The organism is Hahella sp. CCB-MM4, assembly GCF_002260525.1.
Classification (GTDB): Bacteria; Pseudomonadota; Gammaproteobacteria; order Pseudomonadales; family Oleiphilaceae; genus Hahella.
This window is the reverse complement of record NZ_MRYI01000020.1, coordinates 90,120-114,614: the sequence shown is the minus strand read 5'-3', so window position 1 is coordinate 114,614 and position 24,495 is coordinate 90,120. Positions and strand designations below refer to the sequence as shown.

The 24,495-nt window shown below is 50.5% G+C and carries 23 protein-coding genes; 10 read left to right on the top strand and 13 right to left on the bottom strand.

The features are described 5' to 3' along the window. Both prmC and BTA51_RS25210 read left to right on the top strand, forming a co-directional pair. On the top strand, nt 1–834 hold the full coding sequence (prmC, locus tag BTA51_RS25215) for a peptide chain release factor N(5)-glutamine methyltransferase (protein ID WP_094711856.1): 834 nt from the start codon (nt 1–3) through the stop codon (nt 832–834). Nucleotides 835–949: 115 nt separating this feature from the next. Then, nucleotides 950–1,732 carry a molybdopterin-synthase adenylyltransferase MoeB gene (locus BTA51_RS25210; protein ID WP_094711855.1) on the top strand — a complete coding sequence of 261 codons (783 nt, stop codon included), beginning with the start codon at nt 950–952 and terminating at the stop codon, nt 1,730–1,732. A 4-nt stretch (nt 1,733–1,736) separates the two neighbouring features. Here the strand turns inward: BTA51_RS25210 and phrB are convergent, their stop codons facing one another. From phrB to BTA51_RS25195, 3 genes are all read right to left on the bottom strand, one after another. Next, complete coding sequence (phrB, locus tag BTA51_RS25205) at nt 1,737–3,146, bottom strand: deoxyribodipyrimidine photo-lyase (protein ID WP_094711854.1); 1,410 nt, start codon at nt 3,144–3,146, stop codon at nt 1,737–1,739. A gap of 112 nt (nt 3,147–3,258) precedes the next feature. Beyond that, nucleotides 3,259–4,641: a PhoH family protein gene (locus BTA51_RS25200; RefSeq protein WP_094711853.1), complete on the bottom strand. Its 1,383-nt coding sequence runs from the start codon at nt 4,639–4,641 to the stop codon at nt 3,259–3,261. A 330-nt stretch (nt 4,642–4,971) separates the two neighbouring features. Then, nucleotides 4,972–5,709: a TetR family transcriptional regulator gene (locus BTA51_RS25195; RefSeq protein ID WP_094711852.1), complete on the bottom strand. Its 738-nt coding sequence runs from the start codon at nt 5,707–5,709 to the stop codon at nt 4,972–4,974. Between the two features lie 259 nt (nt 5,710–5,968). Here BTA51_RS25195 and BTA51_RS25190 point away from each other — a divergent pair, with 259 nt between their 5' ends. Next, on the top strand, nt 5,969–6,433 hold the full coding sequence (locus tag BTA51_RS25190) for an HPP family protein (RefSeq protein ID WP_094711851.1): 465 nt from the start codon (nt 5,969–5,971) through the stop codon (nt 6,431–6,433). Between the two features lie 58 nt (nt 6,434–6,491). On the opposite strand, the gene BTA51_RS25185 is transcribed toward BTA51_RS25190, so the two are convergent. From BTA51_RS25185 to BTA51_RS25160, 6 genes are all read right to left on the bottom strand, one after another. After that, a complete protein-coding gene (locus BTA51_RS25185) occupies nt 6,492–7,184 on the bottom strand; it encodes an START domain-containing protein (protein WP_246841189.1) in 693 nt (230 codons plus the stop codon). Between the two features lie 283 nt (nt 7,185–7,467). Further along, nucleotides 7,468–7,716, bottom strand: coding sequence for a cell division topological specificity factor MinE (minE, locus tag BTA51_RS25180; protein WP_094711850.1), 249 nt, complete (start codon nt 7,714–7,716; stop codon nt 7,468–7,470). Beyond that, nucleotides 7,713–8,528, bottom strand: coding sequence for a septum site-determining protein MinD (gene minD, locus BTA51_RS25175; RefSeq protein ID WP_094711849.1), 816 nt, complete (start codon nt 8,526–8,528; stop codon nt 7,713–7,715). The genes minE and minD overlap by 4 nt, the downstream gene beginning before the upstream one ends. An 84-nt stretch (nt 8,529–8,612) precedes the next feature. Next, the gene (minC, locus tag BTA51_RS25170) at nt 8,613–9,431 is read right to left on the bottom strand and encodes a septum site-determining protein MinC (protein WP_094711848.1); all 819 of its coding nucleotides are present in this window, start codon (nt 9,429–9,431) and stop codon (nt 8,613–8,615) included. A 490-nt stretch (nt 9,432–9,921) separates the two neighbouring features. Next, nucleotides 9,922–10,464, bottom strand: coding sequence for a phosphatase PAP2 family protein (locus tag BTA51_RS25165; RefSeq protein ID WP_094711847.1), 543 nt, complete (start codon nt 10,462–10,464; stop codon nt 9,922–9,924). Next, the gene (locus BTA51_RS25160) at nt 10,421–11,662 is read right to left on the bottom strand and encodes a glycosyltransferase family 1 protein (protein ID WP_094711846.1); all 1,242 of its coding nucleotides are present in this window, start codon (nt 11,660–11,662) and stop codon (nt 10,421–10,423) included. The genes BTA51_RS25165 and BTA51_RS25160 overlap by 44 nt, the downstream gene beginning before the upstream one ends. Nucleotides 11,663–11,996: 334 nt before the next feature. On the opposite strand from BTA51_RS25160, the gene BTA51_RS25155 reads away from it, so the two are divergent. From BTA51_RS25155 to BTA51_RS25135, 5 genes are all read left to right on the top strand, one after another. Further along, nucleotides 11,997–13,034 carry an NADP(H)-dependent aldo-keto reductase gene (locus BTA51_RS25155; RefSeq protein WP_094711845.1) on the top strand — a complete coding sequence of 346 codons (1,038 nt, stop codon included), beginning with the start codon at nt 11,997–11,999 and terminating at the stop codon, nt 13,032–13,034. Nucleotides 13,035–13,344: 310 nt separating this feature from the next. After that, nucleotides 13,345–14,478: an alpha/beta fold hydrolase gene (locus BTA51_RS25150; RefSeq protein ID WP_094711844.1), complete on the top strand. Its 1,134-nt coding sequence runs from the start codon at nt 13,345–13,347 to the stop codon at nt 14,476–14,478. A 151-nt stretch (nt 14,479–14,629) separates the two neighbouring features. Continuing rightward, nucleotides 14,630–14,980 carry a hypothetical protein gene (locus BTA51_RS25145; protein WP_094711843.1) on the top strand — a complete coding sequence of 117 codons (351 nt, stop codon included), beginning with the start codon at nt 14,630–14,632 and terminating at the stop codon, nt 14,978–14,980. A gap of 225 nt (nt 14,981–15,205) precedes the next feature. Further along, nucleotides 15,206–17,434 carry an acetyl-CoA hydrolase/transferase C-terminal domain-containing protein gene (locus tag BTA51_RS25140; protein WP_094711842.1) on the top strand — a complete coding sequence of 743 codons (2,229 nt, stop codon included), beginning with the start codon at nt 15,206–15,208 and terminating at the stop codon, nt 17,432–17,434. Nucleotides 17,435–17,489: 55 nt separating this feature from the next. Continuing rightward, on the top strand, nt 17,490–17,945 hold the full coding sequence (locus BTA51_RS25135; protein ID WP_094711841.1) for a peptidylprolyl isomerase: 456 nt from the start codon (nt 17,490–17,492) through the stop codon (nt 17,943–17,945). On the opposite strand, the gene BTA51_RS25130 is transcribed toward BTA51_RS25135, so the two are convergent. Further along, nucleotides 17,919–18,722 (bottom strand): 1-acyl-sn-glycerol-3-phosphate acyltransferase, encoded by an 804-nt coding sequence (locus BTA51_RS25130; protein WP_246841188.1) that lies wholly within the window; start codon nt 18,720–18,722, stop codon nt 17,919–17,921. The genes BTA51_RS25135 and BTA51_RS25130 overlap by 27 nt on opposite strands. A gap of 23 nt (nt 18,723–18,745) precedes the next feature. Next, entirely contained in the window at nt 18,746–19,537 is a 792-nt protein-coding gene (locus tag BTA51_RS25125; protein ID WP_094711839.1) for a GNAT family N-acetyltransferase, read from the bottom strand. Between the two features lie 408 nt (nt 19,538–19,945). Here BTA51_RS25125 and BTA51_RS25120 point away from each other — a divergent pair, with 408 nt between their 5' ends. Beyond that, complete coding sequence (locus BTA51_RS25120; protein WP_094711838.1) at nt 19,946–20,680, top strand: response regulator; 735 nt, start codon at nt 19,946–19,948, stop codon at nt 20,678–20,680. A 14-nt stretch (nt 20,681–20,694) separates the two neighbouring features. After that, complete coding sequence (locus BTA51_RS25115) at nt 20,695–22,263, top strand: ATP-binding protein (RefSeq protein ID WP_094711837.1); 1,569 nt, start codon at nt 20,695–20,697, stop codon at nt 22,261–22,263. A 236-nt stretch (nt 22,264–22,499) separates the two neighbouring features. On the opposite strand, the gene BTA51_RS25110 is transcribed toward BTA51_RS25115, so the two are convergent. Together BTA51_RS25110 and argF are read right to left on the bottom strand one after the other, a co-directional pair. Continuing rightward, on the bottom strand, nt 22,500–23,555 hold the full coding sequence (locus tag BTA51_RS25110; RefSeq protein WP_094711836.1) for an ABC transporter ATP-binding protein: 1,056 nt from the start codon (nt 23,553–23,555) through the stop codon (nt 22,500–22,502). Nucleotides 23,556–23,558: 3 nt separating this feature from the next. Further along, entirely contained in the window at nt 23,559–24,473 is a 915-nt protein-coding gene (gene argF, locus BTA51_RS25105; RefSeq protein WP_094711835.1) for an ornithine carbamoyltransferase, read from the bottom strand. Nucleotides 24,474–24,495: the final 22 nt, after the last annotated feature.

Below are 24,495 nucleotides of genomic sequence, written 5' to 3'. Positions count from 1 at the left end.
ATGTCGATGAAAATTGCCGAAGCCCTGAGATGGGCACAACAGCAGATTCGCAGCGACAGTTCGCGGTTGGATGCAGAGGTGATGCTGTGCCATCTGTTGGGTGTTGAGCGTGTTTACCTGTTTACCCATGATGACCGGGAATTGGGCGAGCATCTGGAAGCGTTTCAACAGATGGTTGAGCGTCGCTGCCAGGGAGAGCCGGTAGCTCATATTACCGGGGTCCGTGAATTCTGGTCATTACCTTTGAAGGTTACCGCGGCGACGCTGGTGCCCCGCCCGGATACTGAAACCCTGGTGGAGTGGTGTTTGTCACAGGATCTGCCGGTAACTGCCCGAGTGCTGGATTTGGGAACCGGTACTGGAGCTATTGCCTGTGCATTGGCTTCCGAACGTCCTAAGTGGTCTCTTGTGGCCACAGACAAGAGTTCAGAAGCGCTGGAGGTTGCTCGTTACAATCAGAAGCAGCATCGTCTGGACAATCTTGCGATCGTATATTCTGACTGGTTTGATGAGCTGGCTGGCGAGAAGTTTGATCTTATCGTCAGTAATCCACCTTACATTGCAGAGAATGACGATCACCTTAGTGTCGGGGATGTTCGATTTGAACCCACGAGTGCTCTGGTATCAGGCCCCAGTGGACTGGATGATATTCAAAAAATCACGATCGGAGCGCGACCCCATTTTAATGAAGGTGGCTGGTTGGCTATGGAACATGGATACGATCAAGGCGAATCTGTTCGCCTCATTCTGCAGGATGCAGGATATCACAGGGTGGAAACCATCAGCGATCTGGCAGGCCAGGATCGTATAACTGTTGGTTATTGGCGGCCTTAATCGAAAAATCTGACGATCTTGCTGTGATAGTAGAAAAGTCTGACGACCTTGCTGTGATAATCCTGGCAACAAAGCTGCAATAATTAAAGTATTGCTTCACAAAACGGTGTGCCCTATGAGTGAAACTTCCTCTTCAGTTCGAGAACCAATGAACGATGACCTGCTACTCCGCTATAGCCGGCAGATCATGATGCCTGAGTTCGATATAGCCTGTCAGGAAAAGTTGCGAGCCGGAAGTGCACTGATCGTTGGGCTGGGAGGGCTGGGATGTCCTGCGGCCATGTACCTTGCGTCAGCAGGTTGCGGAAAATTGTTGCTGGCGGACTTTGATGAAGTTGATTTAAGTAACCTGCAACGTCAGATCGCTCATACTCAGGACCGGATTGGGCAGAACAAAGCAGAATCGGTAGCGACGGTTATTGCCGGTCTGAATCCTGATGTACAGGTGGAAACCATCACCCGGCGGCTGGAAGGCGATGAACTGCTGGAACAGGTGAGGCGGGTGCAGGTCGTGATTGATTGCACTGACAATTTTGGTACCCGTGACGCCATCAATCAGGCGTGTGTGGAGACTGGAACGCCACTGGTTTCCGGAGCAGCGATCCGCTCTGAAGGACAGATCAGTGTATTCGATTTTCGTCAGCCTGACTCTCCATGCTATCACTGTCTGTATGGTTCATTTGGTGATGAAGATCTAACCTGCTCACAGACCGGCATACTCGCCCCTGTGGTAGGCATTATCGGTACCATGCAGGCGTTGGAAGCACTTAAAATATTGTCCGGATACGGGCAACCGGCAGTCGGGCGTCTGTTGACTTTTGATGCCGCTCAGTTGTCCTGGCGTGAGTTTCGTCTGCGCCAGGATCCCCAATGTTCTGTATGTCAGGCGAAGGCTTGATCAATTAATCCTTCAATGCTTTGAAGGCATCAATGGCCCTTTGTCGGCTCTGTTTTAAATCCACTATCGCCTTTGGGTAATCGATGCTGGTAACCCTCTGTTCCAATGGGTAGTGAATTTTCTTGTCCGGTAGTTGTTTCAGCTCGGGAACATATTGGCGTATGAAGGAACCTTCCGGATCGAACTTCTCACTCTGGCTGACGGGATTGAATACGCGGAAGTAGGGGGCCGCATCTGTGCCGGTTGAAGCGCTCCACTGCCAGCCCCCGTTGTTGGCTGGGAGGTAGCCGTCGATCAGATTCTCCATAAAATAACGTTCGCCTTTGCGCCAGTCGATCAGCAGATTTTTGGTCAGGAACATGGCGCAGATCATTCGCAGGCGGTTATGCATCCAACCGGTGGTGTTGAGTTGTCTCATGGCAGCATCAACGATAGGTACTCCGGTGTGGCCTTCACACCAGGCTTTGAAGTCCTCGTTCGATTCCCGCCATTGCAGATGTTCGGTTTCCGGTTTGAAAGCCCGATGCATGCTGACTCTTGGGAAATCAAACAATATGTTGATGTAAAAATCCCGCCAGATAAGTTCGTTGATCCAACAGTCGATGCCTTCCGATGCGGAAGAGACTCTGGCCTGATATTGGCGTGCAGCATGCAGGCATTGCCTGCCAGACAGAACTCCCAAAGCCAGGTAAGGAGAAAGTTGGCTGGTACCATCCAGGGATGGCAGGTCTCTGTGTCGATGATAATTCGTGGCTGAGTTCTGTACGAATTTTTCCAGCTTTTGATGAGCCGCAGCCTCACCGGCGTTCCATTGGGATGAGTCCTTGCGGCCTATTTGCGTCAGTCGTATCGCGTGGCCGTCAGGTGGAAGGCTCGGGGGATTCCCCTGTGGAGCCTGCCAAAGAGTCAGTTCTGCTTCGTCATACTGCTTCCACCAGGAGCGCTTGAATGGGGTAAAAACAGTATAGGGCGTATTTTGTTGTGTTCTGATACTGCCAACGGGCAGGATTGACTGGTCTCTAAATTTTTTAACCCGGTAACTGTTTTGTTGTAGCAACTGATGAAGCTGCTTATCCCGGTGGCGCTCATTAATCGCATACTCTTCATTAAAGTAGAGTGCCTCGCATTGGTGTTGCTCCATGAAGGAAAGCAGGTGTCCTGGGGTATCCTGGAAGTTGTCAGTGTTCAGAATAAATAATGGTATGCCGCGCTCAGCAAGAGACCTTTGCAAAGACTCCAGATTTTTCATCAGGAAGTCGGCCTTAATTGGTGCCATGTCATGCTCTAGCCATTGGGACTCCGTGATGCAATAGCAACAAATGATATCGCCCTGTGAGTCTATCGAGGCAGCGGTCAAGGAAGGGTTGTCGAGTGTTCTCAGGTCGTTGCGGAACCAATGCAGAATTCGTGGCATAAGAATAGAAAGTTCGTCAAAAAGGAAAACAGAGCTAAGTTACGGCAATAACCAAATTTTGGACCAGTGGAACTCTCCGGCTGCAGAAATATGCAGCCGGAGGACGGTATTTCTAGAGGTTGGCTTCGGCAAATTCAGCCAATACGGAGCGTGGTACACCTCGCAAGTGGACATGTCCGTTATGCTGGAATCCGCGGAAACGTTCGGTGAGGTAAGTCAGCCCTGAGCTGGGGGCATTCAGATAGGCTGTATCTATCTGTGCCAGGTTGCCCAGGCAGATGACCTTACTGCCGGTGCCGGCGCGGGTAATGATTGTTTTCATTTGATGCGGCGTCAGGTTCTGGCACTCGTCAATCACGATCAAGCTGTGCTGGAAGCTGCGTCCCCGAATATAGTTCAGTGATTTGAACTGGATCGGAACCTTTTGCAGAATGTATTCCACACTGGCGGTCATGTTCTCATCATCACTGTGCAGGGCTTCCAGGTTGTCGGTGATGGCTCCCAGCCAAGGCTCCATTTTCTCCGCTTCGGTTCCCGGTAGAAAGCCGATATCTTCATCCAGCCCCTGGGTGCTGCGAGTGACAATGATGCGTTTATAGCGTTTGCTGGCGACTGTCATCTCAATTGCTGCGGCGAGAGCGAGAATGGTTTTACCTGAGCCGGCAGCACCTGTCAGGTTGACCAGGTGAATATCCGGGTCCAGCAGCAGCTGAAGAGCGATCGCCTGATAGATATCCCGTGGCACCAATCCCCAGGCTTCCTGTTCCAGTAAACGATCCCGGGAAAGATCGCGTACGATCAGATGATCGGTATCCACTCGGGAAATCCGTCCGACAAATCCCTGATCGTCGATCAAAAATTCATTGACGGACAGCTCCTTCAGTTCAGGCAGGCGAGGGATTAAATGTTCAGTGACCCCCTCCATTTGCATGGTTTCGACTTTGTTGATGTTATCCCAGAAACTTGCCGAAAATTCTGCATAGCCCTTCGGAAGCAGATCGATGTCATCGATCAGCTGATCCGTATGGTAATCCTCCGCTTCCACGCCACAGGCCCGGGCCTTGAGGCGCATATTGATGTCTTTGCTGACGAGGATGGTTGGTCGGTGCTTGTGTTTCCCCTTTAGTGTGACCAGACCGTTGATGATTTTGTTGTCGTTTAAAGTTTCCGGCAGCTGAACTCTATGGCTGCCGTCCAGGTCCATAAGAATCGAAATGGTGCCCTGCGGTGGTGACTTTTCGTTGCGGACAATATCAACGCCTTTTTCTATTTCTTCCGGAGTGGCATCACCCAGGAGTTTGTCGATGAGTCTGATTGCCTGCCGACAGTCCGCGGCGATGGAGGATTTACCGTTTTTCAGTTTATCCAGTTCTTCAAGAACCGTAAGTGGTATAACTACATGATGTTCTTCAAAATTCAGTACCGAATTAGGGTCGTGAATCAGAACATTGGTATCGAGCACGTAGGTTTTTTCTTGCGAGACGGTTCGCGCCATATTGGGTTTCCTTCGCCAGAGGTATGGTCACAGAGTCAGAGAGTATGCGAGTTGAGGTGCGAGCGGGGCACGTGGCATGTGCCAGAATAGAAAACAGTGTAGTGGTTATAAGGTGGGTTAGAGCCAACAACTCACTCCCTGCCAGTGTTTTTAAGAAACAAGCCAGTGGAGTTTTTACTCCACCTTCACTGAAATAATAACCTAATTAAAAAAAAGATTGTAAGCCCTGTTTTGAAAGAAATGTGCCGACAGTCACTATAGGTCGGTATTGAAAATATTATGGGGCGGTATTGAAAATACGGTGCAGTATTGAAAAAAAATGCGCGCCCCTTAGGCTTGCTTCATTGCCCCTTGCCAAAGCAGAGTCATCGCATCACGCAATGTGGGTGCAAAGTCGGGCATCAGGATTTCATAGTGTCGCTCTTTAATTGCTTCGGCGACATCCGAAGGCAGGTTCTGCATTTGCCACAACCCCAGGATCATGGCGTTAGTGTGTATCAGAAGATCCTTGCAACGGTTCTCGCTCAGTGTGGTCAAGGTGGCGAGGTTGCCGGCAAGAGCACTGAGTCGTTCCACCAGCATGGATTTAAACTCCAGCACTATGCTCACTTCTGTATTTTGCTCCAAAACGGAGTTGGCCATGGTGGCCAGGTGCATAAAATCCGGGTGCTGGTTTGTGAAATCGATCACCTGATCCACAAGGGCTGGTATCAACTGCTCTGAATTGTCCGGATGCGATAGGTTGCTGGCGTGAGACGAGTCGTTAGAGAGAGATAAGCCGTTAGAATGAGATAAGTTGTTGGAGTAAGACAGTGTAAGCTGCACGAGCAGTCCTACCAGGGTTTCGTAGTGAGTGGCGAGCAGGCTGATAAATATTTCTTCTTTGGTTTTGAAGTACAGATACACCGTACCTTTGGCCAGTCCGGCCTCTTGGGCAATGGCGATAACCGATGGCAGGGTGCCAGGTCGGGCCAGGAACAAACGGCTGGCAGCGTCCAGAATACTTTGTCTGCGGAGCGCCTTTTCATCGTCATCGATGGCACGACTGCGTGGAAGAATACATTTCACCGATGCTTCACCTGAATCACAATGTTGGGAAACCCGGAATGATAGCATTCTTTTTGTGTAGCTGCTGCGCACAGCTGTCTGGTGCCAACCCGCAACGAACCGAAGAGAAGATTCGTGATGAGCGGGGTTTGGAACTGCGTGCAATTTGCAGATGAATCATTAAGAATAATCTGCAGACTCAAGGTTGTGGAGTCTTCTCTTTGTAGATCGTTTTTCAAACCACAGGCACTCAACAATAAAATAATACGGAAATATCGCTATGCCATTGCTCGCCAAAGACATCATGACACCGCATGTGAAATCGGTTCCTGAAACCTGGACTATGCAGAAGTTTGCAGGATTTTTAGCGGAAAACGGTATATCTGGGAGTCCCGTAGTCGATGCACGGAATCGCATTGTGGGTATTGCCACGTTGTCTGACATTGCAGACTTCCATCTGAACCACGTGGATACCAATTATGATAATCAAATGACTCCCGAGGAGCAGCGGGAAGCCAGGCGGTTGAGGCAGTTTATCTTCGAGGAAATGTCGCGGATGCCTGTGGAAGTGCGGGATATCATGACGCCTATTTTGTTTTGGGTGGACGAAGATACCGAGGTGACGGAAGTGGCTAAACGAATGATGGAAGAGCATCTGCATCGTATATTCGTCAAAAAAGATGGCGAAGTGGTTGGGATTATTACCTCCTACGATATGCTCAAATTGCTTGCTGAAGGGCAGTAGTTCAAAAGACAAAGAGCGCCATTGAGGCGCTCAGAGAGGTATTTTGGTGAAATGCCTCTTATTGGGATGCTGTATTGTTCACGCCGATGATCGCGCCGCTCTCATCATAGTTGATAACCGCATTGCTGTATTTTTCCGAGTTGGCCACTTCTTCAAGTGCGCGCATAGACTTATAGGGAATATCCACAATCAGTGCATTCACCAGCCAGCTTGGAATTGAACCGGCTGGCTCAGTGTGCTGTAGCCATACCATTTTGGTCTTGTTGTCTGGCAATTCATAGAAGAAGTAGTGGGTTTCCTGCGCCGTTACGCGTACATATTCATCTTTGGCAGGCATCTTGTTATCCACTGCGAACATGTTCATGACAATTGCACCGGTATCCTGGTCTTTGTGGGTGTTGATTTCCAGTACGTAGTCTCTGTCTTTGACCGGCCATGGTAGGTCGTTGACCGAATAGGCGAATCGTTTGCTGAAGCTTTGTTCCTCAAATCCCCAGGATTCCCGGCAGCCGTGAACCCATTCCACACAGGAGCTCGGGTTGGCCATTACTGCCATGATGTTGGTGATGGGAGTGTCGAGAATGGCTTCAGCCTTGAACGCTTCAAAGTCGGAATCAGGCTGGGTTTTGGTAAATATCCTGATGCCCTGTTTCTCAAAGTCGAGGTGCCAATCGGGGGATTCCAGGGGAATTTCTGCGCTTGCTGCAACGGCCGCAAGCAAGGTTAACAGCGAAAAGAAGAATGTGCGCAAGTTGCCTCTCCCGGCAGAGATCTCTTTAGGTTGTTATTCGGTCAGAGAATGCCGATATCATTAGAAAGATTCTGATGATCAGTGCTTTCTGAGCCGTTTGTTATTAGTGTTATACGAGGGCTTATACTAGCACTACTGATTGTCACAAAATGATACAGGGTACAAATTTCCTGATATTGGAACAGCCGGGAATGTTGCATTGAAAGCTCATGAAAACTTGGGGGCAGGGTAGAACAACATAAAAGGAAAAACCTGCCGCAATGCAGCAGGTTGAAAGGCTATCTTATTCCGGAAGCGTGATATTCAATTCCAGTACCGAACAGTCGTCATTGCGGTCGATCTGGACCTGAACGTCTTCCTGGTTGATATGCACATATTTGCTGATGACCTGCAGCAGTTCTTGCTGTAGTTGCGGCAAATAGTCCGGTTGGCTTCGATGGCTGCGTTCGTGGGCGACGATAATTTGAAGACGTTCTTTCGCGACAGACGCAGTGGTCGGTTTTGTACTGCGGAAGTAGTCCCAGAAACTCATGCCTTCCCTCCAAATACGCGGCTAAAGAAGCCTTTCTTCTGTATGTCGAGAAAACGGTGTTCCCTTTCTTCACCCAATAGCCTGGCAACAGCATCCTGGTAGGCTTGTCCAGCGTCGCTCAGGTCGTCGTGTATGACCGGAACACCTTGGTTGGAAGCCGTCAGCACAGCCTGGGATTCGGGGATAACGCCAAGCAGCGGAACTGCCAGAATTTCCTCAACATCCTGTACGCTCAACATTTCGCCTTTGATGACTCGTTCAGGGCTGTAGCGGGTCAACAGCAAGTGCTCTTTGACCGGATCCAGTCCCATTTCCGCCCGTCGGGATTTACTTTGCAGTATGCCCAGAATGCGGTCCGAATCCCTGACGGAAGAAACCTCAGGGTTGGTCACTACAATCGCTTCATCGGCGTAGTACAGGGCCATCAGAGCGCCGTGTTCGATACCTGCCGGCGAGTCGCAGACGATGTACTCGAAGGTCTCAGCCAACTCGTTAAGTACCTTCTCGACACCTTCTTTGGTGAGAGCCTCTTTATCCCTGGTCTGGGACGCAGGGAGAATATGAAGCTTGTCTGTGTGTTTGTCTTTGATCAGTGCCTGATTGAGGGTGGCTTCGCCGTTGATAACGTTGACGAAGTCGTATACAACCCGGCGCTCACAGTTCATGATCAGGTCCAGGTTGCGCAGACCAACATCGAAGTCAATGACCACGGTTTTGTGTCCGCGTTTTGCCAACCCGGTGGCAATCGATGCGCTGGTGGTGGTCTTGCCTACGCCACCCTTACCCGAAGTGATAACTATAATCTTGCTCAACGTAGTAACCCTTTGTACATAGTTCTTAATCGTTTATGCCGGTGTCAGTCACTGTCAGTTAACCCATTGGGTCAAAGACTTGTTTCACAGTTCCCTGATCACCAGCCTATCGTCTTCCAGTTTCAGTAGAGATGGTTTTTTCCAGTGATTGCCCTGTAGGTCCTCACTTATTTTGTATTGTCCGGCGATGGATACCAGCTCGGCTTCCAGGCTTTGGCAAAACACCATGGCTTCCGTGTTACCACGGACGCCAGCCAGTGCTCGTCCGCGAAGCGGACCGTAGACATGGATATTTCCATCGGCAAGAATTTCCGCTCCGGCGCTGACCGGTGCCATGACAATCAGGTCGCCGCCGGGAGCATATACCTGTTGGCCCGAACGGATCGGAGTGCGGATGATTCTGTTGGCTGTCTGCCCGTTGGCAGGCGCAGCACTATCAAGAACTTCCTTATCAGGTGACTCAACCTGAGGAGCTGCTTCCGGGGATGCCTGCGGTTCCTGCTGTGACTCTTGTTGTGGCTCTTTTTGTAAGTTTTGGGATGGTTCTTCTGTATTGTCCTGACGTCCACGGGAGGGCTGTAATACGGCCAATCCGGCAGACTCAGCGGCAGCTATCTGGGTGGGATCCGTTGCCCGCACTCCAATCAGCTGTAGGTTCTGGGCTGAGCACAACTCCCTGATCTGAAGAAAGTTCAGGTCGTTAATATCTTCTGCAAATTTATCAAGGCTGAGGACCAGCGGCAGGTTTTTAAACAGGTTGGGAGCTTGGCGGATTTTTTCCTGAAGAGCTTGAGAAAACTTTTCAGGGTCGAAATATAACAGCTCAAGAGTGGTCAAAGGGACCATACTGCCCTTGAACTGCAAGCACGGCGACGCAAACAAGTCGGCAGTGGCCTGCGGCATAGTCAAAGTCTTTCCCTACCAAGGTGTTAGTGAATAGTTATTATTCGTAATCAATCGTCTGCCGCGGCAATGTGGCTCCCCGCGACACTACGGGTTGGCTCGGATTGTACTGTAATCAACTCAGGGTGGTCCATGGTGAAATCAAGGGGAAAGGACAAATCTACCCGAAATTTAATGAGTTTTTCGGGGAAATAGCTGTTTTGCCACCCTCAAGACGGGCTCTGCGGGAGCGCTATAGTGCGACGGCGCGCCCATCGTGGTTGCCTATAGACTGATTTGGAATGACCTGATGAATAATTATGCCAATTTGTGTGAGATGTGACTCTGTAGGTTCTCCATGGTGCCGGCAGGGATTGCCACCATTTCTTTGTCTTACCATTTTCTTTGCCCTTGAATAGGGTACCCGTCTCTGTACAGGTTATTTGTATCGGACGAAACCTGTTTCAGAGTCTTCAAACACTAGATCGCTAGAGCTCAAAAGGCACAGTCGCTAGAGCTCAAAAGGCATAAAAGTGATCGCCGTGCTGGCAATAAGGATTCCAATCACAGACCCTGCGCCAACATCACTGGGGTAGTGAAGTCCGAGTACCACCCGGGACAATGCCACACAGAGGGTAAAGGGAAGTACGATCAACCCGAGTATCGGATTGATGTAGGTAAGAAGTACGGTGAAGCAGACAGCATGCAGGGTATGGCCGCTCGGAAAGCTATACCGGTCCAATACCTTGGCTGCGCATTCAATACCTGAGTGGGTGATGTAGGGGCGTTCGCGGACCAGCCAGCCTTTAAGGAGCTTGTAAATAATCGTTGAGGCGAGCCCGGCAATGGTTGTCAGAAGAGCAGCGGAGGTACCTTCAAGCAAGAGAACAACGGCGATAACACCGTACCAGAAAGCCCCGTCTCCCAGGCGGCTGACGCCCCGGAAGAACGGCTCCAGGCCGTGATGCCGCGACCACTGAATGGCCTGACGGCACAGCTGCAGTTCAATATCATCGGCTCGTCGAAACAGCTCTGAGGCGTTTGGCGTTTTCATTTGGAGCTCCCTGAATATCCTGGTCGAGTAGTAAGTGAGCGAATTGCCGTGCAAGTTGTTGCCAATCCATGGATTTGGATTGTTGATGGGCTTTACTGCGAAGCCGTGTTAACAGGCTGGGGCGCATGGCTAGAGACAGCGCATGCTGGCAGAACAGATCACTGTTGCCTGACGGTGCCAGCAATGCGCTCTCGTCGTGGTGTAGGTGCTCTCTGGCGGCGGCTTCATTAAAGCTGACGATGCCCAGGCCACTGGCCATGGCTTCCAGGACGACATTGCCGAAAGTGTCTGTAAGGCTGGGGAACAAAAATATATCCGCACTGGCGTAGTGTTCTGCCAGCGACTCACCTTTTTGTACACCAGCAAAGATCACATCCGGGTACATGCGGGTAATTTTTTCCTGTAACGGTCCGCCTCCTACCAGCACCATCCTGGCGTGACTGGCCTGCTGCTGAGCCCTTTCGAAAGCGCTCAATGCGAGAAAGACGTTTTTCTCGTTGGCCAGTCTGCCGACATAGATAAACACGGGGGTGCTGGCATCAGCTCCCCACTGCTTGCGGCGCAGTTCAGATCGTTTGTCCGGATGGAACAGATGGCCGTCCACCCCGCGGCTCCATACACAGGTATTGCTGATGCCCATGGTATCCAGGGCAGCGGCAGTCTGACGTGTCGGTACCAGGGTATGTCGGGTTAACTGATGAAAGTGGATAAAGTAGCGACCAATCAGACGGCTTAGCCATCCCAGGCGGTAGTGGCGGCTGTACTGGTGAAAATTGGTATGGAATCCACTGGATACCGGTATATTCAATTCTCGACAGGCGCTGACAGCACTCCAGCCAAGTGGCCCCTGTGTTGCCACATAAACGGCATCCGGACGATGGTCCTGCCACAACTTGAGCAGCTTTTTCCTGCAGGGGAAGCCAAAACGCATCTCTGAATAGCCGGGAATCGGGCAGCCAGCCACCCTGATGTGGTGGAGGTCGTCAGATGCGTCTTCGGTAGCCGGTTGTCTTGGATGGATCACCTGAACGCTATAGTCGTTTTTTAAGCGTTGGGTAAGCTGATAAAGGGTATTGGCCACACCGTTGACTTCGGGTGGAAAGGTTTCCGTCACAATCGCAATGCGACGACGTCTGGAGGGCGGCGAATTGACCTGGACGGCAATGGTGTTCATTGATTTGGCAGATGCGTTATCCATGGTTGCCCGTTTCTCATGTGTTACCGCTTCAATATGCTTCAGCCTTGTTACAGGCAGGCGTCAGGACTATTGCAAAATGATGACGTCATCAGGCCTGCTGGCTTTGGGTTGGGAGCGGGGATGGAAGGTAAAGCAAGATAATTGAAGGGGATGCAAGAGGATTAAAGAGGATAAAAAGGGAAGAAGCGTTTCGGGGCTTCGATGCTGGCATCGGTGTTCATAATATGCTTATCTCTCGTATCTGATTTATTGGGCCGCCGATGCTTGGAGATCTCTGATCGCAAGGTGGATGGTGCGGGGTTGGCTAAAACAAAGAAGAACAGGAGTTTTCAAGATGCAATATCGGAAATTGGGCAGAACCGATGTGGATGTCAGTGCCATCTGTCTCGGAACCATGACCTGGGGGGAGCAGAATACGGAAGCAGAGGCCCATGAACAGTTGGATTATGCGCTGGACCAGGGGATTAACTTCATTGATACCGCGGAAATGTATCCGGTTCCGCCGAGGGCCGAGACTCAAGGGAGAACTGAGCAGTATATCGGTACCTGGCTGGCCAGCCGCGGGAATCGCGAAAAGGTTGTCCTGGCCTCAAAAGTGGCTGGATATTCTGATGCCATGTCGCATATCCGGGGAGGCCCCCGGCTGAATCGTCAGCATATTGAAAAAGCACTGGATGACAGTCTTTCCCGGTTGCAAACGGATTACCTGGATTTGTACCAACTACATTGGCCCGATCGGCCCACAAACTTCTTTGGCCAGCTAAGTTATCAGCATCAAGAGCGCCAGGATGCCACGCCGATTCTGGAAACATTGGAAGTTCTGGAAGACTTGGTCAAAGCAGGCAAGGTTCGTCATGTCGGCCTCTCAAATGAGACGCCATGGGGAACGATGAAATTTCTGCATCATGCTGAGCAGAGTAATCTGCCCAGAGTGGTCAGTATCCAGAATCCCTATAGCCTTCTTAACCGTTCGTTTGAAGTTGGTTTAGCGGAAGTCGCGCACCGTGAACAGGTGGGGTTACTCGCCTATTCGCCAATGGCATTTGGCGTATTAAGTGGAAAGTATATCGGGGGTGAGCGTCCTGCCAATGCGCGGATTACCCTGTATGCCCGCTTCAGTCGATACACCAACGCCCAGGGAGAAGCGGCAACAGAGGTGTATCAGTCCATCGCGGATAAATATAACCTGAGTCTGGCTCAAATGGCGTTGGCCTATGTTACTTCACGGTCCTTTGTCACCAGCAACATTATTGGTGCCACCAGTATGGCCCAGTTGAAGGAAAATATTGATAGCATCAATCTGGAGCTGTCTCCTGAAATGCTGGAAGATATTGAATCCGTTCATCAGGTATATACATACCCCTGTCCCTGAGCATCACTTTTCCCTGGAGACTTTCTCTTCTCTAGGTGGTGATTCTCTTCTGTAGGTGGTGATACTTTGAGTTATCAATCTTCGGGTAGTTAATCTTCGAGTAACCAGTCTCGGATAGCCAATCTCCGAAAGACTCGTCTCCGACTAAAAAACATCCCGTCTGGCAGTTTTCGCCACGCGGGATGTTCGCCTATGTCATTGCCTCACGTTTGACCTTCGGTATGATGCGGTTTCATATTCATTAGTTATTTTTGAAACCGGCACAAATCCCGGGACTATTCATGGAAAGCAGCGGAGCGAGAGGCGATAAATGTCAGCAAATGATCAACCGGCATGGTCGGAGAAAGTTCTTTGGGGAACGTTGAATGCCCTGGAGCGTTATCTCTACTCGGAAAACTTTATTGTTGCCAATCTGACGCCATATGAAGAAATTTATCGCGATGGCATCATGTCCGTTCGTCATTATCTTCCCCTGGAGGAGTCGGAAATAACCGTTGGAGATGATGTGATCCCGGTCAGCCCCCGTCAACACCGGGTACCTTTGGTGCTGGTGCCGCCGTTGGCTGCGACATCCATGATATTCGATCTGCTTCCTCAACGAAGCGTGGTGCGCTTCTTTCTGGCCCAGGGATTTGATGTGTATCTCATTGACTGGGGGGAGGTTACCGAAGACCACTCTCATCTGTCTCTGGAAACCTATGTCATGGAATGGATGCCGGCAGCTTTGCAAAGTATTCGCAATCATAGCGGAGAGCAGGAGGTTTCCTTCTTTGCCTATTGCATGGGAGGCTTGCTGACATTGATGTATGCCGCCGCCAGCGAAGATGAGCATATTCGCAATCTGGTTACCGTGGCCAGCCCGATCGACATGCACCAAAGTGGTTTGGCTGGGCGTGTTCTGTCGTTGGTATATCGTCCAGCGAATATTGTTTCCCGATTGTTGAACTTCTCTCTCCTGGATTTGCCTGCCCGCTATCTGCATATTCCAGGCTGGTTGAACTCCCTGGCTTTTAAATTAACCAATCCTATGGGATCGGTGATCAGCACGCTGGAGCTTCTGGTGAATTTCTGGGATCGCGAATTTGTTACCAGTCACACCACGGTCAGTCAGTGGTTCGATGAGATGGTTGACTACCCGGGTCAAACCATCAAGGAGATGCTGGTCAAGATGGGGCTGGAAAATCAGATGGCAAAAGGGCGCATGACGATGGGGCAGACATCAGCGGAATTTTCTTCCATACAATGCTCAGTGCTGGCTTTTGCAGGAGATTCCGACAAATTGGTCAGTATTAAGGCGGCCCACAAAGTCATTGATATCGTCTCTACGGAAGACAAGGAGTTCTGTGTGGTGCCTGGAGGGCATGCGGGTGTGTTTGCCGGAAGTAGTGCTCCCCAGAACACCTGGACGCTAAGTGCGGAGTGGCTGGGTCAACGTTCTGATTAATCATGATTGAGAGTTGTGATCGAAAATTGACGTAGAAAATCAATTTTTATGACGGAAATACGACTTTTTGCTAAGTTGATCACGGAATGATCCGGGCGAATACGTATCATAGGAATCATCAAAATGAACCTGTGGATACGGAAGGCGTCGGATGTTAGTAAGAATTTTTGCAATATTGTTGCTGCTGAACCTGGCTGGACAAGCTGTCCAGGCGAAAGCAGAAGTATTGCAGAGCGCATCTGATGACAACATGTTCTCATGGCAAACCGGCTACACGGCTTCGCTGACCCAAGGTGTAGCCGGGGAGCAACAATCCTCTCAGACCGGTGAGTGTGTACGTCGGGCGTTGATGCTGGTGGTCAACCAGTTGATCTTCAGAAAAGATGAAACCACTGCCCAACAGTTCAACGGCCGTACCATGGGGCACGGTCTTCAGCCTGCCCAATATGCTATGGATGTCAATGACGAGGGTGTTAGCCTGACGCTCGGCTGGAAATTTTAAAAAGACATCTCCTGAACAGTTTCCTTTTCCCTTTCCCGATCTTTAAGCGTTCCCACTTCTCTTATCTCAATTTTTCCTGCTCCATAGATGTCACTATGTCATCAAAAATTGACGTGGCTCTGTTGCAGGTTGCTCCTCAGATTCTAGTATGATCATTGACGGGTGATGCTTGTGCACAGTCAGCAGACACTTGGTTAATAAATCTAAGAATAAGGAAGCACAATAATGAGCGATACAGCTCCTCAATATTTTAAGGATATTGAAGCCTGCGTAGATGCGATATTGACAAAGGTGGGGAAGAACGTCGTGCTGGGGCTGCCACTGGGGTTGGGGAAGCCGGTACTGTTGGCCAATGCCATATATCAGCGGGCAAAAAAATGCCCGGATATTACACTCAGAATCGTGACAGCTCTCTCTCTGGAAAAGCCTTCAGGTAAAAGCAAGTTGGAATCCAATTTCCTCGGACCATTTGTGGAACGGGAGTTTGCCGGGGTTCCTGATTTGGATTACGTGTTGGACCTTCGGGCAGGAAAGCTGCCGGCAAACGTGGAAATTCAGGAATTTTTCTTTAAGGCTGGAAGCTACCTGAAAACGCCTTCACAGCAACAGAATTATGTCAGCTCGAATTATACCCACGCCGCCAGGGATCTAATGCTGGCTGGAGTGAACGTGGTGGCGCAGATGGTTGCGAAGAAGGAGATAGATGGTAAGACCTGTTACAGCTTCTCCTGCAATCCTGATCTTTCGATTGATCTGGTGCCCATGCTAAGAGAGCGGGAACGGAAGGGGCAACCGGTCGCCATTGTGGGGGAGGTGAATCGAAACCTGCCATTTATGCATAATCATGCGATTTTCCAGCCGGAGGCAGCGGGCATGATTATCGATAATCCGAATTATGACTACGCGCTTTTCGGTGCCCCCAGTATGGCAATTTCCCCTGTGGACCACATGATCGGATTCCATGCCAGTGCCCTGGTAAAAGACGGGGGAACTCTGCAGGTCGGTATCGGCTCGCTGGGGAGTGCTTTGGTTTATAACTGTATTCTGCGGCAACAGAATAATGGTGTTTATCAATCCCTGGCAGAGGATCTGGAGCTGGCTGAGAAATTCCCCATTGTAAAAGAGTGGGGAGGCTTTACGCCGTTTCATGAAGGTCTTTATGGCTGCAGTGAAATGCTGGTGGACGGATTCATGCATCTGTATCACGCAGGTATCTTGAAGCGAGAGGTCTATGACGATACCCAGTTGCAGGAGTTGCTGAATCGGCGGGCAATCAGTCAGGAAATTTCCCTCGCCACTTTAGATACTCTTGCCGAGGAAGGGTTGGTCAACAGTAAATTGCGATCCCGGGATGTTCAATATCTCAAGCAGTTTGGTGTTTTGAATGATCAGGTGGAGTACAAAGGCGGAGCTCTCCTGGTTAATGGACAGCCGGTTTCAACGGATCTCAATGACTCCGATACTCGGCAGATTCTGGAAGAGCAGGGGCTTGGAGACCGGCTGAAAGGTGGCATTCTCGCCCATGGCGGTTTCTTTCTCGGACCCAAAGAGTTTTATCGGCATCTGATGAACCTCACTGATGAGGAGCATCAAAAATTCTGCATGACCAGCGTCAACTACATTAACCATTTATACGATCATCAATTCGGGCGCCAGGACCTTAAGCGGGCGCAGAGAAAGGATGCCCGGTTTATAAACTCGGCCATGATGGTGACATTGAATGGAGGTGCTGTATCTGACGGGCTGGCTGATGGTCGTGTCGTCAGTGGGGTTGGAGGGCAATACAACTTTGTTGCGATGGCGCACGAGCTGCCTGATGCCAGATCAATATTGAAGCTTAAATCGACGCGGGTCAGTGGTGGACAGATCCTTTCCAATATCGTATTCAACTATGGTCATATCACCATTCCGCGCCATCTGCGCGATGTTGTGGTGACTGAATATGGCATTGCCGACCTATTGGGCAAGTCCGATAAGGATATCTATATCGAGTTGATCAAAGTAGCAGATTCAAGGTTCCAGGAGCAGTTGCTGGAGCAGGCCAAAAGGGTGGGCAAAGTGCCTGCCGGTTATGTGCTGCCGGAGAAGTATCGACATAACACGCCGGAAAGACTTCAGCAGATTTATCGGAAATACAGTGAAATGGGGTACTTCCCACCTTTCCCGTTTGATTGCAGTTTCACTGATGATGAACTGAAGTTGGGCAAGGCTTTGAAGTCACTCAAGGCGAAAACCTCCAGTAGGGCCGGAATGATCAAATGTGTTTTCCGGGCATTGATGATCAAAACCGTGCCGACAGAGCTGATGCCGTTGATTCGACGCATGAAGCTGGATGAGCCTGTTGATTTCAAGGAACGACTGGAGCAGCGTCTGCTAGTGGCAGAGTTAATGGCCTCCGGTGGGAATCGGGTAGCCGTTCCAAGGCCGGTGCAGCGCCATGGGGTGAATCACTGATGATGATATATGTGGTAGACTTCGGGGTTTTATTCGTCACAGAGTAACGCAGGACATGAATCCCAAAGTCTATACCATCGAATACAGCCTGAAAAACGACAATGGTGAGGTGGTGGATACCTCCGTCGGAGGAGAGCCCCTGGTCGTCATGGAAGGGACCAAGCAAGTCGTGCTGGGCCTGGAAAAGGCCTTGTCAGGCCGTGAGCCCGGTGAGAAGCTGGAGGTTACGGTTCCCCCTGAGCTGGCCTACGGACCCCGCCGTGAGGACTTGGTTCAGCAGGTGCATATCAGTCAGTTTGATGGTGTGTCAGATCTGCAGGCAGGCATGATATTTCAGACTCAGTCCGGAGATCAGCGCCATGTTGTGAAAGTGGTTGAGATTAGAGGGGATCAGGTAACTATTGACGCCAACCACCCTCTGGCAGGCTTCTCATTGAACTTTGAAGTGGAAATCAAAGCGGTGAGAGAAGCCACCGATGAAGAGTTAAAACAGGGTTATGCTCTCTCCTGATACCTCCGTTATCACACGTGGCTGATTCTGCCAGACCATGTGCTGGAGTGTATGCTCGATGCGCCTGTGAGCGTCACGGGACAATTCGGTCACATCGGTCCCGGCAGTGACGCCGAGTGCCGGGTGAGCCACCACATAAACTTCTGTTGGTGGTGCCTTCAATAAGCGGATCAGATGGGAGAAAAACTCGTCGTCGCCAATGAAGGGGGCAAGGCTGTCTGGTGTTCCCTCTCGTCTGTAGTGAAGTGTCACCGGCTGAACGTTGCGGCAGGTCGCCTGTGCCGCTTTGAACAGACGGGGATGGAATTTTTTGACAGTCTGACCGTCAGTCGTTGTGCCTTCAGGGAAAATCAGAACGGTCTTCTCCTGAGATAGAATATCTTCAATCTCTTCCTGCACTTTAGCTACCTGGCCGCCACCGCGTTTGATGAACAGGGTTCCAGCCTGTTCCGCCAGAAATCCAATCAATGGCCACTCTCTGACTTCTGCCTTGGATAGAAAGTGAAGAGGCTTCATCGCTCCCAGAACCGGGATGTCCAACCAGGAGATATGGTTGGCGATAATCATGGTTGAAGAAGCTTCCAGCTCACCGTACTGCTGAATATCCACACTAAGTACCCGGCAAAGCCCGGACAGCCACCAGCGGGCAATGGGGGTTGTATTGATCGGTTGGTGCCTGATCCGATTTAATGTGCTGATAAATACGGCCAGAGTGAATCCCCAGAACAGATAAGGGATCAGCAATATGCTTCTGCAAATCAGTCGCAGGTATTCCATATCAGTCTCCTGGAGCGCTGTGCTCAAGCGGCAGTGGTATCGGACTTTTCCTGATCCTTGAGAAAGTGTTTTGCATAACGGGCTTCCAGAGCGCTGATCGGCAATAGTATGAACAGGTCGGCACAGCGGAAGTCCGGATCCCAGCATGGATCGCCGCCAATTTTCGCGCCCAGGCGCATGTAAGCTTTAATGAGCGGCGGAATCGCTACCGGCTCTGTGGTTTCTGAATCAGAACGGGGGAGTGCCAGCTTTGGGGTCACCTGCTTGCTTTCTTCGAGCAGGAAGCGGCGTTTTAGCTGATCCGTGATAGACCAGGCTTCCTGGGTACCGTCAGTGAGGCTGATGGAGCCGCATCCAATCAAATGTTCAAAATCGTGGTCGATGACGTATTTTGCAATGCCACTCCACAATAACGCCAAAGTTGCGCCATTGCGAAAATCAGCATGTACACAGGTGCGGCCGATTTCGAGCTTTTTGCCAGGAAGACGATGGATGTTGGAGAGATCAAATTCGCCTTCTGAATAGAAGCTGCCAGCTTTCGGCATTTGATCCTGGCTGAGTAATCTGGTGGTGGCGAGAATCTGTCCGCTGATTAAATCCTCTACCAGAAGGTGGTCGCAATGGGGGTCAAAACGGTCCTGATCGATGCCATCCTGGGCACCGTGCAGATTAGCGCCGAATTCCTCCGTGAAAACCTGATAACGCAGCCTTTGAGCTGCAAGAACATCTGCTTCAGATTCGGCAACCCGGACATGCAGCTTGGCCGCTTTAGGGCAAATGTTATGTACGCGAACGCTTGGACCTGATCTGTGCATAGTATTTCTCTTATAAGTATCAGTTCTGGCGGATACTATGGCTGCCAGTTGACAGGTTGTTGACGATTAGATGACGACTACATGACAACGGGTGAATTTGGCGGGATAATCGCGAAAAATTATCTGGCGGAAAGGTTTTTTAGAGATTTCTGTGAACGTGTTAACCTGACACATATCTCAACAAATTAAGACGTTTAGGGTAATTTTTGTAAGACTGGTTATACTTATGTGTACAAAAGTGCTATTTTTCATATAAGTCACGAATAATTATAAGATTTATGCACTTTCACCACTCGGGACTGATTTGTTTACCGGGTGAATGAGTGAATCAATGGGGCGCTGCACAGGAATACGCAGTGAGAATGGCAGGGAAGGTTCTCAATTCTACAAGAAAGAGTAACGGACACCGTGGATACGAACGAAGCTTGGCGCATTTTGATTGTCGAAGACGACGAACGTCTTGCCGATTTGACCAAAGAGTATCTTGAATCCAATGGTCTGGTGGTTTCGGTGGAGCCCAATGGGGGGAAAGCTGTTGACCGCATCCAGAATGAACAGCCCGACTTGGTTGTGCTGGATTTGATGTTGCCCGGTGAAGACGGGCTATCCATTTGTCGTAAAGTCAGACCGTCCTATCACGGACCCATACTGATGCTGACCGCCAGAACTGACGATCTGGATCAGGTATTGGGACTGGAGATGGGCGCAGATGACTATATGTGCAAACCTGTTCGCCCGCGCGTCTTGCTGGCGCGAATTCGTGCATTGCTGCGAAGGGTGAAAGAACAGGGCGAACCACAGGCGGTGAGTGCCGCAGAAGAATCAGCTGATGAGCCGGTTCGTCTGGTGTTCAATAACCTGGTAATTGACCGTTCCATGCGGGAAGCCTGGTTGGAGGATGACAGTATTGACCTGACAAGTGCGGAGTTTGACTTGTTGTGGTTGCTTGCCAGTAGCGCTGGTCGAGTGCTTAGTCGGGAAGAAATTTTTACCGCACTACGTGGTATTGAATACGATGGACAAGACCGTTCAATAGATGTCAGGGTTTCACGGATTCGTCCCAAAATCGGCGACGATCCGGTTCATCCCAGACGGATTAAAACGGTACGCAGCAAAGGTTATCTATTCGTTAAAGAAGCCTGACAGGCTGCCTTGTCGTGAACAATGTTTTTTCCAGGGTGTTTGCCGGTGTGGCTGTGGCGTTGCTCTTCTATGCCGTGCTCGCCTTTGGGTTGTTTCATAGTCTGAATCAAGTCCGCTACCTTCAATATCAGGAGGAGCGGGTTGAGCCTCTTTTTTCTTGGTTGAAGGTTTCTCCAGAGGATCGTCTGGAGTTTCTGGCCTCCATCCTGCCGCAAGAATCTGAATTTCACCTGTTATCCCTTTCTGATCTTTCTCTCAGTCGGTTGGAGCAGGAACGACTTGCCTACGGACAGAGTCTGGTTGTTTCCCATCAAAGTGGTCTGCACGCTTTTGCGCAAACAGACTTCAATCACGTGTTCGCTGCTTATTTTTCCGACCTTCCAATGGAAAGTACATTGTGGGCCGCAAAGCTGATCGCGCTGCAGGTGAGGGCAGTGGCAAATGAGCATCGGGAAAAGACCTTGCAGGACCTGGGAGCATTTTTCAATCTGACTCCTCAACTGGCGCCATTGGCTGAACTGGCAGATTGGCAGCCGATTAAACAGAGTGATTTTCTCAATAACGGTTGGGCGTTGCTGCCATCACAAGGGCGAAGTGGAGATACCCTGGTCGTGGCATTTGATAAAGAGAACTACCTGAAAGTCGATCCTATCCCCACGTTTAATCCATGGGCCTGGCCAGTATTGCTGACGCTGGTTGTTGCGGGGCTGTTGTGCATTGGCGCTACGCTTTATCTACTGCTCGATAAATTGGAGCGGCGGTTACGGAAACTTGAATCTGTGGCCAGTCGTATTGCCCGTGGTGAGCTTGATGCACGGGTGGATGACAGTCGCTTCGATGCGATTGGCAGGCTGGGCACTGTATTCAATCGGATGGCTGAGCATATTCAGCGTCTTGTCGGGGTGCAGAGAGAAATGATTCATGCTGTTTCGCATGAGCTTCGAACCCCTGTAGCGCGTATTCGTTTTGGTGTGCAGATGATTGAGGACACTCCTAACGAAGAAATGCGTGCCAAGCAATTGGAAGGTATTGATCATGATATTCAGGAGCTGAATGAGCTGATCGATGAGATTCTGACATATGCCCGTCTGGAGCAGGGTGGCCCCATATTGGATTTCCAGGAAGCAAATGTGCTGGATATCGTGAATCAGGTGGTGCAGGAACAGCAATCTGTGAAGCCTGAGATGTCTATTCTCGCTAATATCAGTGAGGGCTCTGACCGTTGGAAAATGTCTGAAGTGGAGCCCAGATATATACATCGATCGGTGCAGAATCTGGTTGGGAATGCCACGCGCTATGCCAAATCCCGGGTAGTGGTGAATGCCAGTTTTGGTTCAGATACCTGTCGGATTGATGTGGAAGATGATGGTCCGGGAATTCCGGAAAGTGATTGGGAAAAAGTGTTTACCGCCTTTGCGCGGCTGGATGACAGTCGAACTCGTAGCTCCGGTGGGTATGGGTTGGGTCTCTCGATTGTAAGAAGAATATTATACTGGCATGGAGGTCAGGCATTTGTCGGGCGAAGTGATCATCTGGGCGGGGCGAAGTTCAGTCTTGTATGGCCACGCAAGCAGCCAACGTAATTGATTGAATTTGGACGGTTTAGTTTACTTAACGTTACACTAGGCCACAGTAATTCAACAGACTTGTGTAAGTGATCTCGGCATACTTTGCATCGTAAGGGATGACTCTTTGAGGTTGTAGTTCTATCGAACTTTCCTTGTTTCATTTAAGGGCTCACATTGAGCCCTTTTTTTGTGCCTGAAATAAGGTCCTGCCCAATATGGTCCTGCCATTTGAGGGGGGGGGGAGAAGAGAGTCAGATTCTGAAGGCGATGAGATGATCCGCTGCCAAACGTATGGCGACTTCACCGGCAACAGGGTAATCCTGATGGCTGGGAGCTAAGATCTCCAGTTTTCGGCTTGAGGGCAGCTGTAAGCGATATAAAGTGGAAGATCCGGCAAAGACTTTGTCGATCACTTTGACCTTAAGCCCTGATCGCTCATCGAAGACAACATCATCCGGCCTGATCAGCACTTCAACCAGTTCGCCCTGGTCCCAGGGGTAGGCGCGGTCTCCACCGATTTCTCCCAATTCCGTTTTAATTTTATCCGGCTCAATCATCGTGCCGGGGATTAAAACGCCTCTACCGACAAAATTCGCAACAAACCGGTTGCTGGGCTCATGATAGAGATTGTAGGGCGTATCCCACTGCTGCAATGTCCCGTTATGCAATATGCCGACATGATCTGCCATCGCAAACGCTTCGTTTTGATCATGTGTCACGAGTATGGCGGTGGTCCCTCTTTTTTTCAGGATATCGCGAATATCCAGGCTGAGACGGGATCGTAGCTCCGCATCCAGATTGGAGAATGGTTCATCCATCAACAGCAATAATGGGTCGGGAGCCAGTGCTCTGGCCAGCGCCACCCTCTGCTGTTGGCCGCCGGACAGCTCATGGGGATAGGCGTCGGTATAGGACGATAGCCCCGTCAATTCGAGCATTTCTGAAAGAATTCGGTCTGCCTGAGCCAGTTTTCCGTTGTGCTTGGTTAATCCAAAGCGGATATTCTGGCCCACCGTCATATGGGGAAACAGCGCATAGTCTTGAAACACCATACCAACCTGACGTTTTTCGGGTGGCAGGGTGATCATTTCTGACGACAGTACTTTTCCGTTTAATTCAATGCTGCCGCCGAAAACCGGCTGAAAACCTGCCAGAACTCTTAGCAGAGTAGTTTTGCCGCAGCCGCTTGGGCCAAGCAGGCTGGCAATTTCACCTTGATGCAAATGAAAGGAAATATCTTCTGCGACACGTTTTTCTCCGTAGCCGCAGCTGATATTGGAAGCTTTAAGCAGGAATGGCTCGCTCATAGATCAGGATTGTTTGCCCAACATCAGGAACTCCATCAGGGCCTTTTGGGCGTGCAAGCGGTTTTCCGCTTCATCCCAGACAACCGCGCGTGGATCATCCATCATTTCATGGCTGACTTCTTCGCCCCGGTGAGCAGGAAGACAGTGCATAAACAGGGCATCCGGGTTGGCCAGGTCCATTAGTTTCGTTGTGACCTGATAGTCAGCAAACGCTTGTTCTCTCTGCTTTTGTTCCTCTTCCTGTCCCATGGAGGCCCAGACATCGGTCACAATAAGGTCTGACTTGCGTGCCGCTTCGGCAGGGTCTCTGACGATGGTCACTCTGTCCTGATTGGCATCGACAAGTGCCTGCATTGGCTCGTATCCCTCAGGGCAGGCAACAACCAGGTTAAAATCAAACTGACGGGCCGCATTGATATAAGAGTTGCACATATTGTTGCCGTCACCAATCCAGCTCACGGTTTTGCCCTGGATGCTTCCGCGGTGCTCAACGTAGGTCTGTACATCGGCCAGCAGCTGGCACGGATGATAATCGTCTGTCAGGGCGTTGATGACCGGACAGCTGGAATATTTGGCAAATGTCTCCAGCTTGCTGTGTTCGAATGTCCGAATCATGATGATATCCACCATACTGGACAGTACACGAGCGCTGTCTTCAATAGGCTCGCCTCGACCCAGTTGGGTGTCCCGGGGAGATAAGAAAATCGCTGAGCCGCCGAACTGACTCATGCCGGCCTCAAATGAGACCCGGGTTCTGGTAGAGGATTTTTCAAAGATCATCCCCAGAACTTTGCCGGTAAATGGCATGTACTGGACACCTTGGCGATGGTCCTGCTTCAGCTTGATCGCGCGGTTGATAATGCTGCCCAACTCATCTTGCGTCAGGTCTCCCAGGGTGAGGAAGTGTCTGCTGCTCATCGGTTTTCTTGATCTCCGTTGG